Below are 16,563 nucleotides of genomic sequence, written 5' to 3'. Positions count from 1 at the left end.
ACAAGGATGGCCGACGCGTGGATTCGTCGCTCCGACAAGGCGCGGATTACACGGTGGGCTTACACATGCATTAACGTTTGTTGCTGTGTGCTGGCTGCGATGTTCGTTCCATGAAAGTCCCGGTACCATTCGACAAAGCGTTGCACTCCGTCCTCGAGCGTTGTCGCCGGGGCGAAGCCGACAGCGTTACGAAGATCACTCACGTCGGCGCGAGTCTCCAGAACGTCGCCCGGTGGTAGAGGCACTTCCACGCGAATCGCCCGGCAGCCAAGGGCGGTCTCGATGAGCGAAATCAGCCGGTTAATCTCCTCCGGCCGGTCGTTGCCAATATTATAGACGCGGTACGGTGCAGAACTTGTGGCGGGATCTGCGGTAAGAAAATCCCAACCCGGGTCGGGTCGCGGCGGTGCAGCGAGTGCTCGAACCACCCCCTCAGCGACGTCGTCGATATAGGTGAAGTCTCGCCACACGCGGCCGGCATTGGCTACTTCGATTGGTTTCCCCTCGATAATCAAACGCGTGAACATGTAGACTGCCATGTCGGGCCTGCCCCAGGGGCCATAAACGGTGAAGAAGCGGAGTCCGGTCACGGGCAAGCAGAATAAATGACTGTATGAATGCGCCATGAATTCGTTTGAACGCTTGGTTGCGGCGTACAGACTGACAGGATGGTCTGCGCCGTGATGCTCAGAAAACGGTGTGGTTCGATTTGAGCCGTAGACGGAGCTCGACGAAGCGTAGACGAGATGACTAACGCCGAAGTGCCGGCAGCCCTCAAGGACGTTGAGAAACGCCACTATGTTCGATTGCACATAGCAATGCGGGTCAGCAAGTGAATGACGCACGCCGGCCTGAGCCGCGAGATGGACAAAGTGTGAGGGGCGAAATTCTGAGAACAGCAGCTGAACGCGGGCGGCATCCGCCAGATCAATTCGCATCGAAGTGAAGCCCGGCTCGGCACAGAGACGTGCAAACCGCGCTTCCTTGAGTCGTGGATCGTAGTAGGGGGTGAAATTGTCGACGCCGATGACTTCGACACCCAGACGCAAAAGCCGCAAGGCGACGTGAAAACCAATGAAGCCTGCAGCACCGGTGACGACGATCGGTCCTATCGGGACGAGTTCCTTCACGGCGCGGTCTGACCGGGATCGGGCGGTTTCCATATTTTCCGCAGAAAGAACGGAACCACCGTTTAAATCATGATCCAATTTTTTGCCCCTTCGACGTCACTCGACAGTGTCGAATTGCCTATTCCGAGATCCCGGCCAATTGTGCCGGGATGTTATGTGCCGGGGCGTCGGCGTCGGCACAGGTGAGCAGGCGCCGGCCATGCGCTGCGCAACGTGACCTGCCAAGCTAGGTTGGAACGGCCTCCAGCACCGGTCGACCAAGCCCCGTCGCATGTGGATGCCGCCAACTAGACCCCAACAACTGCGCGGCCCTTACGGCAGGACCGAAATACGCCCAAGAAGGGCCACCAGTTCCGCCTGGCGTTTTGTTTCGGTCTTGGCGAACAGCGAGGCAAGCTGGGAACGGATCGTGGTGCGGCTGAGACGCCAGCTGCGAGCGATCTCCAAAGGTGCGTCGCCCTGGGCCAAGCGCAAGGCGAGGTGCGTTTCTGCGCTCGTCAAGCCAAACATTCTTTGCAGCGTCCGAGGATTTGGCCCCGACCTGTTGTCGCGATCCAGCAGCGCCACAATGCTTGTTCCGTCGGGAGCGATAACGCCGTTCTCGTTCAGTATCACCGGTCGGTCGCCCCTGCTGCGGATCACCACCCAAGACAATGAGCCCGGCAGGAATTGGCCCGGAACATTCGCGATCAGCCGCCTTAGGGCGGCCGTAAGTCCGCTCGCCGTGTCGGCCGCTTCGCCCTGGCGCTCAAGCGTGGTTTGGGCGGCTGCGTTCCACTCGACTACTTTTCTTTCGCGATTCAACACGAGATAGCCACAGCCAATGCGATCAAGCACGCCGGTTATGGATTCCAGACTGCGGCCTTTTGGTTCGCCGAACCTTGCGCCCAATGGATCCGATGCGCGATCGGGAAGGTGACCAGAAGAGGGCCGCGTATTCCGCGCTTCAAAATCATACTTGGTCCTCGTAACAATATACCGATTGTTCGAAGAAGCATCGACCTGTCTATCGATCAGATTCATTTTCTACCCCTAACCCAAAGTTTCACACGCCCGAAATAAGTATTCGGGATTCATGTAGTCTTCTATGTGTAGCTGGATTATAGTCTTCTATGCGCTGACGGATAATACGTTCATCATCACCTTGAAAACTTAATATGATCCGACAGTTCTAAGGCAGCTCTTAGGCCCCGCTGCGTCCGATAAAATGCGCGCTATGATAGCGGTATGGCAATCCGGCAGTGGTACTAAGCTGTACGTTTTTTGCTCTAGTCTCGACGGGCTAGTCAGAAGGTTGTAGTCTGTGTCCATGAGCTCGCAGTCGCGCAGGTCGAATTCGAACCCGTCGGGCAGATTGCTAACTCATATTGCGTCTGCATCGGTGTTAGCTGCCACACTGATATTTGAAATAAAATCGTCAGCCTATATTGGGCAAGGCGCAAGTTTTCTGGAATTTATTCCGGCTATTATTATTATCGCTTATCTCGAAGACCGCGTACCTGCGCTCGCTGCGACCATTCTGATGGTTGCTGTCGGGCTGTGGGCACGAGGACACGATCAGATTTCAAGTGGAGACTGGGCACGCGCAATCCTGCTTCTGGTTTCGGGTGGCGTGATTGCCATGACCTTCCATCGTCTGCGGCAGGACTTGCGTGAGTTGCTGGAAGTCGCGGAGGCCAGGCTCGCTGCCGTCGAGGCGACCGAAAGCCGCTATCGTTGGGCCTTCGAACGTGCTGCCATGGGATTCGCGAACACCAACAAGAAAGGTGAGTTGCTGCAGTCCAACAGACGCCTTTGTGAGATGACCGGGTACAGGGAGGAGGAGCTTGCCCAATTACAGCTTGATACGCTCGCCCATCCGAACGACCGGGATACCTTGGCGCAATTGCTGGCGAGGCTGGGCAATGACATTTCTTCGTTCGTTTCGGAGGTGCGTCTGTCACGAAAGGACGGTACGGCATTCTGGGCCAGGCTAACGCTTTCTTCGTCCGTGCCCGAGGGTGGCCTCTCGGAGAGCATCTTCGTGGTGGTCGACGATATTTCGGAACGACGCGCTGTTCACGAAGCGCTTCGGGCCCAGAAGGAATGGCTGGACCTCGCTCTGTCTGCTGGACGCTTGGCCACGTGGCGCATAGACCTTAAAGACGGGGTAGTCACGGGCTCGGACACGTTCTGGGACATTCTCGGCCTGGCCCAGGCCAATAGCCGCAGTTTGGAGGAGCTGTCAGCTGTCGTTCATCCGGCGGACTGGCCAAAGCTGGCGGCATCGAGAAAGGCCGCACCATCGGTCACGAATTACGATGTCGAGATACGCGTCCGCCGACCGGACGGACATATCCGCTGGGTTGCCCTGCGCGGAAGGGAGGAAAGACATGATGATGGTGGACAGCGGCTTGGAGTGGCCGCCGACCTGAGCGAGAGACGACAAACCACGCTGCTGCGCGCCGCGGCAAAGAAGCGGGAGCGCATTATGCTCGAACAGCGTCACAGATTCGGCAACGTTTTCGCGGTGATCACGGCGCTCGTGAAAATGGTCGATGCTCCTGGAAACAATGTTGCCAAATACAAGGAAATGCTGATCGACCGGATACGCGCGCTTGAGGCAACCCATCTGCTTCTTTCACGCAACGGCAGCGTATCGGGGACGCTAAACGATCTCGTTGCGCAAGAATTGCAACCATATATGGGAACACGCGCCATATCGGTCGGCGGTCCTTCCGTGACGATGTCGGGAGGCGCCGCCGAGAGTTTTGCGATGATCGTTCACGAGCTTGCCACCAATTCCATGAAGTATGGAGCGCTTGGCGATCCAAAAGGCCGGATCGACGTAAGCTGGACGTTCGCACCTGAAGACACAGGCAGCGAGATCGCGTTCGAGTGGGTGGAATCGGGGCGGCGGCGGACCTCGAGCGTAGTCCGTCATGGCTTCGGTTCCATGATAATCGGAGTGGATGGAGCGCCGCTTGTCGGTCACTCTCCCAGGCTGGAAATATCGGACCAAGGGTTACGGTATTCGCTGCGGCTGTCACGCAAGGAAATCGGATTGTAGTGCAGTGCTCCAATCGCAAAGCAGATATCTAAAGGCGGGTCGCGCTGAGCGGCCTTTGAGATGCGCAGGGTTCCTTCCAAGAATGTCGTCGGCCCAAAGCTGCGCCGCGGCTTTGGGATATGCAGTAAAATGCATGAGGAGTCTTGCGACGCCGTTTGCACGTCCAAAAGGACGCGGCGCTCTAGCTGGCATGTCTCGAAAGCCAAGTCTTCAGCATAACGGCAGCCTCGGTCCGATTGCGTACCCCCAATTCACGCAGAACCGCAGCAGCGTGGATTTTCGTGGTCGCCTCCGCGATTTCCAGATCGCGCGCAATTTCCTTGTTTGAATAGCCTTCCGCCATCAGCTTGAGGACTTCCTTTTGCCTCGAAGTCAGCCTGCCAAGGTTGACGCCAGCGGTACGCCTCTGTGGGCCTTTGTCGTCGGAATGGGTATGCGCGTGGGTTGTTTGCGTCGCTCCCGGGCGTGACAGAAGTGCAGGAACATAGATGCGGCCGGAGAGGATTTCATTGACGGCCAAAACAACCTCTTCGTCCGTCTGCGATTTTACGATGTAGCCGTGAAGCCCGATCGACAGAGCCGTGAGTATTTCCGAGCGTGAATCGTTTCCGGAAACGATCGCAAATCGCGTGTCCGGATAGGCAGACAGGATCCCGCCGAGCACTTCTTGATTGAACAGGCCCGGCATATTCAGATCCAGGATCGCAAGATCCACGAACGACTGCTCTGCCAGCAAACTGAGCACCGCGTCGAAACAGGACGCTTCAAAGATCTCCACACCTGGAATGCCTGCGGTCAGTGCCAATCGCAAGCCGCGACGATACAAGCCGTGATCGTCGGCGATGACGATTCGATACATTGAACTACCCCAACGCCTATCTGAATGGATTGAACGGTAATGGCCTGAAAATCGTGGCCATCCACTCGTCGATTCATCCAGCCGACGCTGCAGCACCCCCAACACCGCAAACGCCAGATTTCTAATATAATCTTAAATGACGGGAAACGCTCCTCTTTTTTTGCCCCTTGTGAGCGAAACCCGCCGAACGTCGTCGAACATACGTTCTGACCTTTTGGACAGCTGACAGACCGGCCGGTCGTTCAGCAGTGCTATAGGCCTAAAGATATAGAACAGCAAAACGGCTGAATTGTTACCATTCGAATGCACGACGACATCCACCCTGACGGCCACATACCATCCAGATGCAATGTCCGGATCAGGGGACAGTGGAGTAATCTCACCGGTCTTCTACGGGAAATCTCACCGGTTCTTCTGAGGGGACAAGAACGCGTTTCCCGGGTGCTGACCAGGGCAGGATAGCCGGCCCGTGACGATGGCGTTCAGGCCGAATGAACAAGGGAGGACCAGGATGAAAGCGGTTATTCAATGTGGAGGAATGGGAACACGCCTCCGCCCCTTCACTTCGGTCTTGCCGAAGCCGCTCATGCCGATCGGCGCACGGCCGGTTCTCGAGATGCTTCTGAAATGGTTGCGACGCAACGGCATTCAGGAAGTTTATATTACAACCGGGTATCTCGGCCACTTGATCCGCACCGTGTGTGGAGATGGCTCGCAGTGGAACCTGAAAATTCGATACACGCAGGAGATGGAGCCGCTTGGCACCATCGGGCCACTGTCTTTGATCAGGGATGAACTGACGGAGCCATTCATCGTTCTCAATGGCGATGTCCTCACGGATCTAAGCCTCAGTCGATTTGTAGCAGCGCACCGTAAGCACACCGATCCAGTGACAATCGCAACAGCCTGTCGCCTGATCAAGATGGATTTCGGCGTCATCGACGAAGTCGACAATACCGTGCAGGTCTTTCGCGAGAAGCCGACGCTTTCGCATCTGGTCAGCATGGGAATTTACTGCATGAACCCGGATGTTCTGCAGTTTATCCCATCCGGCATACCCTTTGGGTTCGACGACCTGATGCTGCAGATGATGCAGAACGGCACAACCGTGCACGTGTACAAGCATGAGGGTCTCTGGCTCGATATCGGGCGCGTCGACGATTTTCAGAACGCACAGACCATTTCCTGGGAAGACCAGTCGGCCTCGATCGAGGTCACTGCGACGGCTGCATGATGATGATGAAGTCACGAGCCCGGTTCCCACAGTTATCAGTCTAGGAGGTTGTGATGCTCTTGGTCAGTGCCCCGATCTTGGGTGTGCCGGAGAAGACTGCTTTGACCAGGGTCATCGACAGCGGCTGGCTGACCATGGGGGAGCAGGTACGAGCCTTCGAACAAGCTTTTGCCGACGTTCATGATGCGGAGGATTGCGTCGCGGTCAGTTCTTGCACCGCAGCGCTTCATCTCATTTTGCACGCACTTGGCATCGGACCGGGCGACGAGGTGCTGGTGCCATCCTTGACGTTCGTGGCGACCGCAAATGCGGTCCTCTATGTCGGTGCGACGCCGGTTTTCGTCGACATCGAGTCAGCCGACGTGCCGCTGATGTCGATCGTGGAAGCCGAAGCGAAATGCACGGCCCGCACCAAGGCAATCATTCTCGTTCATTTCGCCGGCTACCTCGCCGATCGGGAACAATGGCAGAGGTTCGCCCGTGCCCGGGGGCTACACATCGTCGAGGACGCCGCGCATGCGCCGGGCTTGAAGGAGGTGGGGACATTTGGTGCCGCGGCCGCCTTCAGCTTCTACGGCAACAAGAACATGACCACGGCGGAAGGCGGGGCTGTGATCGCCAGGGATGCCGGTCTGCTCGAGACAATCCGCCAGGCGCGTGGACATGGGATGACCACCGGGACACGTCAAAGGCTGAACAGCCGCACCCCTCAGTATGATGTCACCATGCTCGGATTCAACTATCGCATGGATGAATTGCGGGCTGCGATCGGACTGGTCCAGCTGCAAAATCTGCAGGAGTGGAATGAGATCAGGCGTATCCTGGTCATGCTGTATCGTCGTCTCATAGCGAAGCATTGCCCAGCCGTGACCATCCCGTTCCACGAGCCGCGGACGTCGGCCTACCACATCATGCCTATCCTTTTGCCACGTTACGCCGACAGGCAAGACGTCATCGACGCACTGCGCGGGCAAGGGATACAAACCACTATCCACTACCCGCCGGTGCACCAGATGACGCTCTATCGTGAGCTCATTCCCGGTACTCACTTACCGCGCACTGAAGATTTCGCGCAGCGCGAACTGACGGTACCGCTGCATCCGCAGATCACCGCACCTTTGGTCGAAACGGTGGTGGTCGCTCTTGCCGCGGCGGTCAATAACTGCGCTCAGACAGGAACGGCCGCATGAATGCCCTGGACCTAGCCATTCACAGGCCTAACGGCTCGAGCGCCGCCCATGGGTCTGCGAGACGAGCAATCGATCTCGTCATTGCTGCAGCCGCGGCGATCGTCTTCGCCCCGTTGATGCTGCTGATTGCCGTGGCGCTGCTGCTGGAAGGCGGTCGGCCCATCTTCTTCACACAGACCCGCGTCGGGGCCGGTGCTCGCCCATTCCGCATGTACAAGTTTCGCAAGTTCAGCGTGCAATGTGACCCCGGTGGCTTGGCTCTGACCATGGCCGATGACAGCCGCATGACGCCGATAGGACGGTTCCTCGCGGTCACCAAGTTCGACGAACTGCCACAGCTTTGGAACGTCTTCAGAGGCGAGATGGCAATCATCGGGCCACGCCCGGAGAGCCTTGCCTTCGCCGATTGTTTTCGCGGGGGCTTCGAAGACATTTTACAATACAAGCCAGGCTTGCTGGGTCCAGCCCAGGTTCTCTTCCGGCATGAAGCCCGTTTCTATCCGCGATCGATGGACCCGCTACTGTTCTATCGCCAGGTTCTGTTTCCTGCCAAAGCCAGGCTCGACCTTTCCTATTATCCGCAGCGCACGATCGGCTCCGATGTTGTGTGGATGGTGCGCGGCTTGCTGGCGGTGCTTGGCGTGGTTTCGCCGTCGCCGATCGGAACTTGAGAGCAGGTGGAAAACCCGGGCTCTCGTGGATTTGCAAAGTCAGTGCCTCACGTCATAGGGGGAACGCTTGGGTCATGGCATACAAGGGCAGGAAAGTTCTGGTTACCGGTGCCGACGGATTCATCGGGTCGCATCTCACCGAAGCACTCGTCCGTAGCGGCGCGGACGTCACTGCGCTGGCTCTCTACAATTCCTTCGACAGCCACGGCTGGCTGGACGATTTGCCGGACACCATTCGAAGCCAGTTGAACCTCATCCGCGGCGATGTTCGTGACAGCGCCTTCCTTAACCGGATCGTGCGTGGCCAGGCGGTCGTGTTTCATCTCGCCGCACTGATAGCTATCCCATATTCGTACGCCGCGGCCCAGTCCTATGTAGAAACGAACATCCTGGGCACGGTCAACGTCCTCGAAGCGGCGCGCCAATGGGATACGGAGCGTGTGGTGCACACCTCGACAAGCGAGGTTTATGGCACCGCGCTGACAATGCCTATCAGCGAATCGCACCCGTTGCAGGGACAGTCACCATATTCGGCATCCAAGATCGGCGCGGACATGATGGCGGAGTCCTACGCCAGATCGTTCGACATCCCTGTGGTTATCATGCGGCCCTTCAATACGTACGGCCCGCGCCAGAGTGAGCGGGCCATAGTACCGACCATTATACGCCAGGCTCTCGACAAGAAATGCCCGGCGATCATGGTGGGAGACACAAGCCCGATCCGCGATCTTACTTTCGTGGAAGACACCGCGGCGGCGTTTTTGACCGCAGGTTCCGCCGAGCTCGAATTTGGCCATGCCTACAACGCCGGAAGCCAGCGCGCCGTGACGATCTCGGACATATTGGATCTGGTGATCGAGTTGAGTGGCTGCAAGAAACCAATCCACCGGGACGAGCGCCGCCTGCGGCCGCAGAATTCCGAGGTGCGTGCCTTGCTGGCCGATTCTTCGCTCCTCGAAAGCAAGACTGGATGGCGTGCCCAGACCAGCCTGCGCGAAGGCCTGGAGCGGACCATCGGATGGTGGCAAGGGCGCCTCAGCGAAGGCCGGGTGCGACACGAGATGGGCTACATGACATGAGCTTTCGCCCGGGAGGATTGGCTCCGCTGTTGATTGCGGCTGCCTTGTCGTTGGATTTGACCGTGGCAGGCAGTCGGCAAAGCAGCGCGTCGAGACAATTTGTTGCGCCAGTGACGATGGACTTGCCCGATTATCTCCAACCCGCGACCGACCCAGCCTTCGGGACAATTTTCATGCGCATTACCAAGCCTGGGGCCCTTGGGAATGGAGTCGTATGCGAGAAAAAATTCTGCAGCCACCGTTATTCCAGCGCCCAGGCCTGGAATTCGGACCAGACTCTCCTCGTCATCACCAACGGCTGCAATGGCATGTGCTTTTTCGACGGGCAGACCTATGTCCCGCTCTTCCGTCGTGCTCGATCGGCTGAATGCGAATGGCATCCGCAAAATGCCGATCTGATGATCTGCGTTCAGGACCGGAAAATTTCGACCTGGGCGCCGCGGACCAATCGCGAAGACGTCCTGTTCGTTTCACCGAATTATCGTGATCTTCAGTTCGGGCCGTCCAAAGGCAATCCCAGCCGTGACGGCGATCGCATAGCAGTGCGCGCAATCCGTGGGGATGGCGCGATGGTTGTATTTGCCTATGATCTCAAGCAGCGCCGGAAATTTCCGGACATCGATCTTGCTCAGCTTGCCGGAACCGTCAGCGCCTGCTCGATCTCCCCGCTCGGTGCGAACATCCTGTGCTTTCAGAATGTGAACGAGGACACAGAGCAGCGGGCTATTTTCTCCGTCGACGGGACGTTGCGGCAGAGGTGGACTGACCATCATCGCCCCGGCCATGGCGATATGACGGTGGATAAAGATGGCAGCGAAGTTTTCGTGGGCATCAGCAAGTCCGACCCTGACAAATATCACGTCATCAAAAGGAGGCTGGCCGACGGAAAGGTCACCTCACTTATGAAGTTTGGCGAAGCCGAGCATGCATCCCTGCGGGCATTGGACAGGCGCGGTTGGGTGTTCGTAAGCTATGGCGGCAAGCCGGAAGAGATATCTGCCAATCCCGACTGGGCGCCATATGCGCGAGAGGTGATCGCGCTTCGCCTCGACGGCAGCGGGGAGGTTCGACGCGTCACGCAAACTCACAACGTCCCGTCCGATTACTGGAGCGAGACCCATGCCTCGCCATCCCCCGACGGCTCACAGGTAATCTGGTCGAGCAACTGGGGCGTGCCTGGCGGGCCGGTCTACGAATTCGTCACCCGTCTCGATTGGCCGGAAGAGCCGCGGTCGAACCAGAAGGAGATTGCCGCCAATGGTCCTCGTTGATCGAATGCTTCTTGTCGTGTTCGGTATGCTGGCTGCCATGGATACGGCTGCTGCAGCGGAACCGCGGGTCGCCTATCGACTTTCTGCCGGCGACACCGTCGAGATTGGAATTGCCTCCATCCCGGAGCGAACGCAACGTGCGGTGGTCCAGATGGACGGCACGATCGCGCTTCCCGAAGTCGGGATGGTTTCGGTGGGGGGCTTAACTCCGGCTGAACTGCAAACGCGCATGCAGACGATCTTGCCGACCAAGATATTCCACCAGCGTCTGCCTGATGGGCGGGAGCAAATGATCGTCATCAAGCCGACAGACGTGACCGCCGTGGTTGCGGAGTACAGGCCGATCTATGTGACCGGCGACGTGCTCACTCCCGGACAGCAGGCCTACCGCCCGCTGATGACCGTGCGGCAGGCGATTGCCGTGTCAGGCGGTTTCAGCCTTTTGCGGTCCCGGGCAAACCAGGTTGGCCCGGATCCGGTGGATCTGCGGCGCGATTACGAGTCGCTTTGGGGGGAATATACGAGAGATTATTTTCATAGCGCCCGCATCCGCGCCGAACTTCAGGACAAACCGACTTTCGACATGCAGCCACCACAAGGATCTCCCTTGCCGGCAAGTTTTGCGTCGGCGATCGCGCAGGCTGAAGCGGAAGGGCTGAAGCTCTCGTTGGACAACTTCCGGCAAGAGCAGGGCTTTCTCGAAAAAAGTGGCAAGGATGCTGCTGCACAAACCGAGACCCTGCTCAAGCGCGAGCAGGCCGAAGCGGATGGAGTGAAGGCGGACGAAGACGAGCTGGCGCGCGTAAGGAAAGCGTTTGAGTCCGGAAATCTAACCAATACCCGGCTTGCCGATGTCCGGCGCGCTTTGGTTCTTTCTTCCAGCCGGGCACTCGAAACGTCGGTTGAGCTTATGAGAGCACGACGTCAGCAGGACGATTTTACCAGACAGCACGAACGCAATGTCAACCAAAGAAGGATGGGTCTGCTGACTGAGTTGAAGGATACCAACGTGCGTCTTGCCGACGTTGGCGCAAGACTTCGCGCCGCCAGCCAGAAGTTGCAGCCCACGGGAGCGGCCGCTCTGCCGTTGCCGGTTGCCGGCGAAACGATCCAGGCCGAGGTCACGATCATTCGCAAGGTCGGCGAAGAATGGCGAAAACAGCTTGCCCAAGAAGACACCGAGGTCATGCCGGGAGACACGATCGAGGTCAGATTCAGCAGCGCTCTCGAAAATGCGGCGACCCGATAGATCGGCTGCGCCCCGATCCAATCGGCCGCCGCACTGTCGGTTGAGTGTGGCAACCGCTTTACTGCCTGAAAGCTCTGGAAAACTGGTCGGTGAGGGGCTTCATCAAGTAGGACCAGACACTGCGCTCGTCGGTTCTTATGTGGACTTCGGCGGGCATGCCCGGTTTGAGGATTTTCTCTCCTGTCAGGCACGTCGCTTCATTCTCGACGTCGATACGCGCCGAAAAAAAGGAAAGCTGGCGTTGCTGATCCTTGATCAGATCCGCTGAGACGCGCTTGACCGAGCCTTCGCAAGCAGGTGTGGTGCCGGCGTCGAACGCTGGAAAGCGGATCGACACCTGCTGTCCGGGATGAATCTCGTCGATACGCGACGGAGGAATGGAAGCGTCGACGACAAGGTTGTCGGAATCGGGCACAATCATCATGAGCACCTCTCCCGCGCCAATCACGCCTCCTACGGTATGGACCGAGGATTCTTGTACTGTGCCCGATTGCGGGGCACGAATGTCTGTCCTGCTGAGTTCGTCTTCGGCCACCACCTTGCGCTCACTGAGCTCGGTCTGCTTGGCTTCCGTTTCGCGAAGTTCGTTGGTCACGTCGCTCCGCATTTGTTCGTCGAGCTGAAGCACCTGCAGGTCCGTTTCACTGATGTGAGCTTGGACCTCTGCTATCGCTGCGACAAGGCGTCCCGATTCGCCGCGAGCCCGGGTCTTGTCCAGGCTGACATTGCTCAACCTCTCCTTGGACACCAACTTCTTTGCGTAGAGAGATTCGACATCCGCAAGGTTCTTGGTCAGCAGATCCAGAGACTCGTCCGTTGCAGACTGCTGCGATTTGAGGCCATCGATCTGACGTTCCAGCTGCTTCGCGCGGCTTTGTAATTGTGCCTTCTGGCCAGCCAGCGCCGCAGCACGGCTTTCAAACAAGGCACGCTCGCCACTGACAAGTGCCGCCACTTGCGGGTCGCCCATTTGAGCGCGAAGGTCGGGCGGGGTCTGCATTTCCGGCAGACCCTGGCGCTCGGCCTCCAGTCGGGCCAGACGAATGGTGGCGCGATTGAGGTCCTCGGTGACTATCTGCAGGTTTGCTCGGGTCAATGTGTTGTCCAGCCTGACCAACACATCGCCGGCCTTCACATGATCGCCGTCCTGAGCGAAGATTCCGCCGATGGTGCCGCCGGTTTGATGCTGGACTTTTTTAATGTTGCTTTCGACCACCACGGTTGCGGGCGCAATCACCGCGCCGGCAATCTTGGTCAATCCCAACCAGAGCCCTCCGCCAAAGATCAACAGCAAGCTGGTTGCCAGGCCCAAGAGCAGATTGGCCCGGATGCCATCCGGCTCTGGCTTCGTCTCCAACGAACGGCCTTCGCCACCGGCTGCGGCGTATGACACGGCAACAGCAGAGCGATACCTCGCATATGCCCGGCTGCACCCTTGTGCGGCGGAACGACAATGTGCTGCTAGGCTCCGGACCAGAGTACCCCAGGGTAGATTGGCTCGAATCCCATCCGGCTGCGGCTTCTGCCCGGTCGGCGGGCCTTCGCCGCCAACCGCAGCATATGACGACATGGTCACGTTAGACACTAAGCAATACCTCACGCATGCCCGCTTGCACCGTGCTGCAGCGGAACGACAATGTTTGGCTTGTCCGGGCGCGGGAAGGGCCGGACCACATTTGCCAGAACGTCTTCGCGCGAGCCGAACGAATGGAGCATCCCGTTCGACAGGACGAGTACCTGATCGATGTTGACGAGAGCGGAGGGGCGATGCGCAACGACGATCACGATACCGCCGCGCCGACGCACTGCCAGGATTGCGCCGGCCAAAGCAGCATCACCGTCTGCATCCAGATTGGAATTTGGTTCGTCAAGAACGACGAGGAATGGATCGCCGTAAAGTGCCCTGGCAAGCCCGACGAGCTGCCTCTGCCCAGCCGAAAGGGCCGCGCCGCCTTCTCCGATGCGTGTTTGAAAACCCTGCGGAAGACGCATGATCATCTTGTCCACGCCCGCAGCCTTGGCAGCTGCCAGCACGCCTTTTGCGTCGCTTTTACCGCCGAACCTCGAAATGTTGTCGGCGATCGTCCCGTCGAACAGCTCAACGTCCTGCGGCAGGTAGCCAATATGAATGCCGAGCAGTTCTGAGTTCCACTGATCGAGCGAGGCGCCGTCCAATCTTACCGTGCCACGAAGCGGCTTCCATGCGCCGACCAAAGCGCGCACGAGCGTGGTCTTGCCGGAGCCGCTCGGGCCGACGACCGCCAACCCTGCGCCTCTCGCCAAGCGGAAGCTTACATTGAAGATGGTGGGCTTCTGCAGGCTTGGTGGCGCGACGGTCAATTCCTCGACCGCAAGCTCAGCCTTCGGGCCGGGCAGTTCCATTGGCTCTTGCTGGCTATCAAAAGCATCCAGGGCTGCCGCCAGCTCGGAATAGCTTTTGCGGGTTGCCAGAAACCCTCTCCAGTTTGCGATCGCCACATCGACCGGTGCCAGCGAGCGGCCCAGCAATATGGACGATGCAATGATCACGCCGGGCGAGGCCTCGCCGCCGATCACAAGGTAGGCACCAAGCCCCAGCACACATGATTGCAGGGCCATTCGGAGCGTCTTCGACAGTGAGCTTGCTGCGCCGACGACGTCGGAGAGCCGTTCCTGGTTCTTCAGATAAAGATGACTGACCTCGTTCCAGCGCCGGCTAAGCGGGGCGGAAAGGCCCATCGCCTGAACAACCTCTGCGTTGCGGCGGCCGGAGTCGGCCAGAAGCCGCTGCGCTACGAGTGTCTCAGATGCACGAGCCGCTGGTTTGCGGCCGATGATCTCGGCAACCACCGTCAAAAACACAACGGCACATGCGCCGAGCGTTGCCAGCACGCCAAGCGCGGGGTGCAGCAGATAGATGACCACCATATAAAATGGTATCCAGGGAGCGTCGAACAAGACTGTCGGCCCGAGCCCGGAAAGAAAGCCACGTAGCTGGTCCAGATCACGAAGCGGATGTACCCGGTTCGCATCCGGCCCGGCGACGAGGGGCAGGGAAAGCGAGGCTGCGAACGCTTTTTGCTGCAGATTTCTATGCAGGCGGCTGCCGATGCGGACCAACAGGCGAAGCCTCACGAAATCGAGGAGCCCATAGGCCGCGTAAAGTCCCAGCATCCCGACTGTAAATCCGATAAGAGTCGGCACGCTCTGCGAAGGCAGCACGCGGTCATAGACCTGGAGCATGTAGACGGAGCCGGTCAAGGCGAGGATATTTATCAATGCCGAGAAAACGCCTACGCCGACGAGGCCGTGCACACAGCCGAACATTGCGGAGCGGAGATCGAGCGAGCGCCCTTTGGTCGACTTCATGATGTGCGCTCGTTGACGCGAAATTGCCGCGCAATCTCGTCGATTCTTTCGATGAGGGACAAACTTTAACCTTCCGGGAAGCAGCAGCCCCGCCCCGCTGCTGAACATTACGAATTGCTTACATACGTGCCTTCTTTGATTAAAATGTAGCAAAATCGTGACGCCAGGCTGAGAATTCGGCAACTGGCTCGCCAGGCTGGGGATAACCGGGTCAGGTAAGGAGATATTCCTAATCATGACACCCGGCAGAAGCTTATGATCATCTTTGTAGCATCAAGGCTTCAAAGCGTCTGGCGACGGATGGGTTTTGATTTTGTCGATCGAGAGTTAAACGGTTTTGAGATACACTTCATCGGTACGTCGGCCACCAACGCCGGCTAAATCGGGGAGGCGAGTGTCGTGAGCGAAGAGATCAATGTTGCCGATGCCTACGGCAGGGGGCGCAGCACCTTCATGGGATTGCAGTTGCTGGTCTCGCCCGGTGCGCTTGTTCCTCGGCCGGAAACGGAACTGCTCGGCAAGGCCGCTCTCGATGTCCTGAGCCAACTGAACCTGCCGGTGCCTCGCGTTGTCGACATGTGCTGTGGGGCGGGCAATCTGGCGTGCGCCATCGCGCACCACGCTCCCACCGCGCGCGTGTGGGCAAGCGATCTTACCGACGGATGCGTGGAGGTCGCGCGCCGCAACGTCACCCATCTTAAAATCGAGGACCGGGTAACGGTGCTTCAGGGCGACTTGTTCAGCGCCTTCTCAGGCTTGGAGCTCGACGGCACGATCGACGTGATCGTTTGCAACCCGCCCTACATTTCGGAAAAACGGCTCGAGGGCGACCGTTCGCATCTGGTCGAGCTCGAGCCGCGTGAAGCATTCGCAGCCGGCCCCTACGGCCTGAGCATCCACATGCGGGTGCTCAAGGAGGCGCCGCGCTATTTGCGGCGCGGAGGCATCCTGCTTTTCGAAGTGGGGCTTGGCCAGGATCGGCAGGTCATGAGTTTGCTCGAGCGTTCCAAGGCCTATGAGAGTATCCGGGCAGTCACCAACCAGGCCGGTGAGGTCAGGGTGGTTGTGGGACATACGAGGGCGCAGGCGTAAGCATCGCAGCCGCGGCAGGTAGACGCGCTGTCGCGGCTAGAAACGGCCGGGAAGTTGAAACAGAGTTGCGCGAGATTTCGGAAATCAGTTTCTCTTGCGTCAGTTTCTCTTGCGCATGACGTATTGCGCAATTCCCTCGATGGAATCGAGATTCTCCGGCAGCAGCTCGCTGTCTTCGACCGTGATGCCGAAGGTCTCCTCGATGAAGCCGATAACCTCGAGCACACCCGTCGAGTCCACGATGCCCTGGTCGAGGAGCGAGGTGTCGCTCTCCAGGCTCTCGGGATCGGCTATATAGAAATTCGAGGCCAGGAAAGCGCGAATTTGTTCGCTGCAGGTATCGGTTCTATCCTTGGTAGATAACATTTATTTCGCCTCCGGTACAAAAGAT

The 16,563-nt window shown here is 58.5% G+C and carries 14 protein-coding genes; 8 read left to right on the top strand and 6 right to left on the bottom strand.

The window, feature by feature from the left end:
* Positions 1 to 59: 59 nt before the first annotated feature.
* Both NKH28_RS22575 and NKH28_RS22570 read right to left on the bottom strand, forming a co-directional pair.
* Complete coding sequence (locus tag NKH28_RS22575; protein WP_352541735.1) at positions 60 to 1,163, bottom strand: NAD-dependent epimerase; 1,104 nt, start codon at positions 1,161 to 1,163, stop codon at positions 60 to 62.
* 279 nt (positions 1,164 to 1,442) lie between these two features.
* A complete protein-coding gene (locus NKH28_RS22570; protein ID WP_352472466.1) occupies positions 1,443 to 2,153 on the bottom strand; it encodes a helix-turn-helix transcriptional regulator in 711 nt (236 codons plus the stop codon).
* 286 nt (positions 2,154 to 2,439) lie between these two features.
* Between NKH28_RS22570 and NKH28_RS22565 the strand changes: the two genes are divergently transcribed.
* Positions 2,440 to 4,179: a PAS domain S-box protein gene (locus NKH28_RS22565; RefSeq protein WP_352980480.1), complete on the top strand. Its 1,740-nt coding sequence runs from the start codon at positions 2,440 to 2,442 to the stop codon at positions 4,177 to 4,179.
* 181 nt (positions 4,180 to 4,360) lie between these two features.
* On the opposite strand, the gene NKH28_RS22560 is transcribed toward NKH28_RS22565, so the two are convergent.
* Positions 4,361 to 5,038, bottom strand: a complete 678-nt coding sequence (locus tag NKH28_RS22560; protein WP_023675618.1) for a LuxR C-terminal-related transcriptional regulator — start codon at positions 5,036 to 5,038, stop codon at positions 4,361 to 4,363.
* Between the two features lie 511 nt (positions 5,039 to 5,549).
* Here NKH28_RS22560 and NKH28_RS22555 point away from each other — a divergent pair.
* The 6 genes from NKH28_RS22555 (at position 5,550) to NKH28_RS22530 (ending at position 11,732) form a co-directional block, all read left to right on the top strand.
* On the top strand, positions 5,550 to 6,272 hold the full coding sequence (locus NKH28_RS22555; protein ID WP_023675619.1) for a nucleotidyltransferase family protein: 723 nt from the start codon (positions 5,550 to 5,552) through the stop codon (positions 6,270 to 6,272).
* Positions 6,273 to 6,325: 53 nt separating this feature from the next.
* On the top strand, positions 6,326 to 7,462 hold the full coding sequence (locus NKH28_RS22550) for a DegT/DnrJ/EryC1/StrS family aminotransferase (protein WP_352472522.1): 1,137 nt from the start codon (positions 6,326 to 6,328) through the stop codon (positions 7,460 to 7,462).
* Positions 7,459 to 8,133: a sugar transferase gene (locus tag NKH28_RS22545; RefSeq protein WP_352472468.1), complete on the top strand. Its 675-nt coding sequence runs from the start codon at positions 7,459 to 7,461 to the stop codon at positions 8,131 to 8,133. The genes NKH28_RS22550 and NKH28_RS22545 overlap by 4 nt, the downstream gene beginning before the upstream one ends.
* 74 nt (positions 8,134 to 8,207) lie before the next feature.
* Positions 8,208 to 9,212, top strand: a complete 1,005-nt coding sequence (locus tag NKH28_RS22540) for an SDR family NAD(P)-dependent oxidoreductase (protein WP_352472469.1) — start codon at positions 8,208 to 8,210, stop codon at positions 9,210 to 9,212.
* Complete coding sequence (locus NKH28_RS22535; RefSeq protein WP_352501383.1) at positions 9,209 to 10,483, top strand: hypothetical protein; 1,275 nt, start codon at positions 9,209 to 9,211, stop codon at positions 10,481 to 10,483. Before NKH28_RS22540 ends, NKH28_RS22535 begins: the two co-directional genes overlap by 4 nt.
* The gene (locus NKH28_RS22530) at positions 10,470 to 11,732 is read left to right on the top strand and encodes a polysaccharide biosynthesis/export family protein (RefSeq protein WP_352980479.1); all 1,263 of its coding nucleotides are present in this window, start codon (positions 10,470 to 10,472) and stop codon (positions 11,730 to 11,732) included. Before NKH28_RS22535 ends, NKH28_RS22530 begins: the two co-directional genes overlap by 14 nt.
* A gap of 58 nt (positions 11,733 to 11,790) precedes the next feature.
* On the opposite strand, the gene NKH28_RS22525 is transcribed toward NKH28_RS22530, so the two are convergent.
* Together NKH28_RS22525 and NKH28_RS22520 are read right to left on the bottom strand one after the other, a co-directional pair.
* Complete coding sequence (locus NKH28_RS22525; RefSeq protein ID WP_352472472.1) at positions 11,791 to 13,089, bottom strand: HlyD family type I secretion periplasmic adaptor subunit; 1,299 nt, start codon at positions 13,087 to 13,089, stop codon at positions 11,791 to 11,793.
* 239 nt (positions 13,090 to 13,328) lie between these two features.
* Entirely contained in the window at positions 13,329 to 15,080 is a 1,752-nt protein-coding gene (locus NKH28_RS22520; RefSeq protein ID WP_352472473.1) for a type I secretion system permease/ATPase, read from the bottom strand.
* A gap of 399 nt (positions 15,081 to 15,479) precedes the next feature.
* Between NKH28_RS22520 and NKH28_RS22515 the strand changes: the two genes are divergently transcribed.
* Positions 15,480 to 16,172 carry a N5-glutamine methyltransferase family protein gene (locus tag NKH28_RS22515; RefSeq protein ID WP_352472474.1) on the top strand — a complete coding sequence of 231 codons (693 nt, stop codon included), beginning with the start codon at positions 15,480 to 15,482 and terminating at the stop codon, positions 16,170 to 16,172.
* Positions 16,173 to 16,271: 99 nt separating this feature from the next.
* On the opposite strand, the gene NKH28_RS22510 is transcribed toward NKH28_RS22515, so the two are convergent.
* Entirely contained in the window at positions 16,272 to 16,538 is a 267-nt protein-coding gene (locus tag NKH28_RS22510) for an acyl carrier protein (protein ID WP_023675628.1), read from the bottom strand.
* Between the last annotated feature and the right edge of the window lie 25 nt (positions 16,539 to 16,563).

Origin of the sequence: Mesorhizobium sp. M1227, from assembly GCF_040318315.1 — a bacterium.
GTDB lineage: Bacteria > Pseudomonadota > Alphaproteobacteria > Rhizobiales > Rhizobiaceae > Mesorhizobium.
Note: the sequence above shows the minus strand (reverse complement) of the source record. Positions and strands in the feature narration are given on the sequence as shown.

What these genes read in the sequence shown, in the direction of transcription:
- NKH28_RS22575 (WP_352541735.1), bottom strand. Translation starts at nt 1,163, where the DNA reads ATGGAAACCGCCCGATCCCGGTCAGACCGCGCCGTGAAGGAACTCGTC.
- NKH28_RS22570 (WP_352472466.1), bottom strand. Translation starts at nt 2,153, where the DNA reads ATGAATCTGATCGATAGACAGGTCGATGCTTCTTCGAACAATCGGTAT.
- NKH28_RS22565 (WP_352980480.1), top strand. Translation starts at nt 2,440, where the DNA reads ATGAGCTCGCAGTCGCGCAGGTCGAATTCGAACCCGTCGGGCAGATTG.
- NKH28_RS22560 (WP_023675618.1), bottom strand. Translation starts at nt 5,038, where the DNA reads ATGTATCGAATCGTCATCGCCGACGATCACGGCTTGTATCGTCGCGGC.
- NKH28_RS22555 (WP_023675619.1), top strand. Translation starts at nt 5,550, where the DNA reads ATGAAAGCGGTTATTCAATGTGGAGGAATGGGAACACGCCTCCGCCCC.
- NKH28_RS22550 (WP_352472522.1), top strand. Translation starts at nt 6,326, where the DNA reads ATGCTCTTGGTCAGTGCCCCGATCTTGGGTGTGCCGGAGAAGACTGCT.
- NKH28_RS22545 (WP_352472468.1), top strand. Translation starts at nt 7,459, where the DNA reads ATGAATGCCCTGGACCTAGCCATTCACAGGCCTAACGGCTCGAGCGCC.
- NKH28_RS22540 (WP_352472469.1), top strand. Translation starts at nt 8,208, where the DNA reads ATGGCATACAAGGGCAGGAAAGTTCTGGTTACCGGTGCCGACGGATTC.
- NKH28_RS22535 (WP_352501383.1), top strand. Translation starts at nt 9,209, where the DNA reads ATGAGCTTTCGCCCGGGAGGATTGGCTCCGCTGTTGATTGCGGCTGCC.
- NKH28_RS22530 (WP_352980479.1), top strand. Translation starts at nt 10,470, where the DNA reads ATGGTCCTCGTTGATCGAATGCTTCTTGTCGTGTTCGGTATGCTGGCT.
- NKH28_RS22520 (WP_352472473.1), bottom strand. Translation starts at nt 15,080, where the DNA reads ATGAAGTCGACCAAAGGGCGCTCGCTCGATCTCCGCTCCGCAATGTTC.
- NKH28_RS22510 (WP_023675628.1), bottom strand. Translation starts at nt 16,538, where the DNA reads ATGTTATCTACCAAGGATAGAACCGATACCTGCAGCGAACAAATTCGC.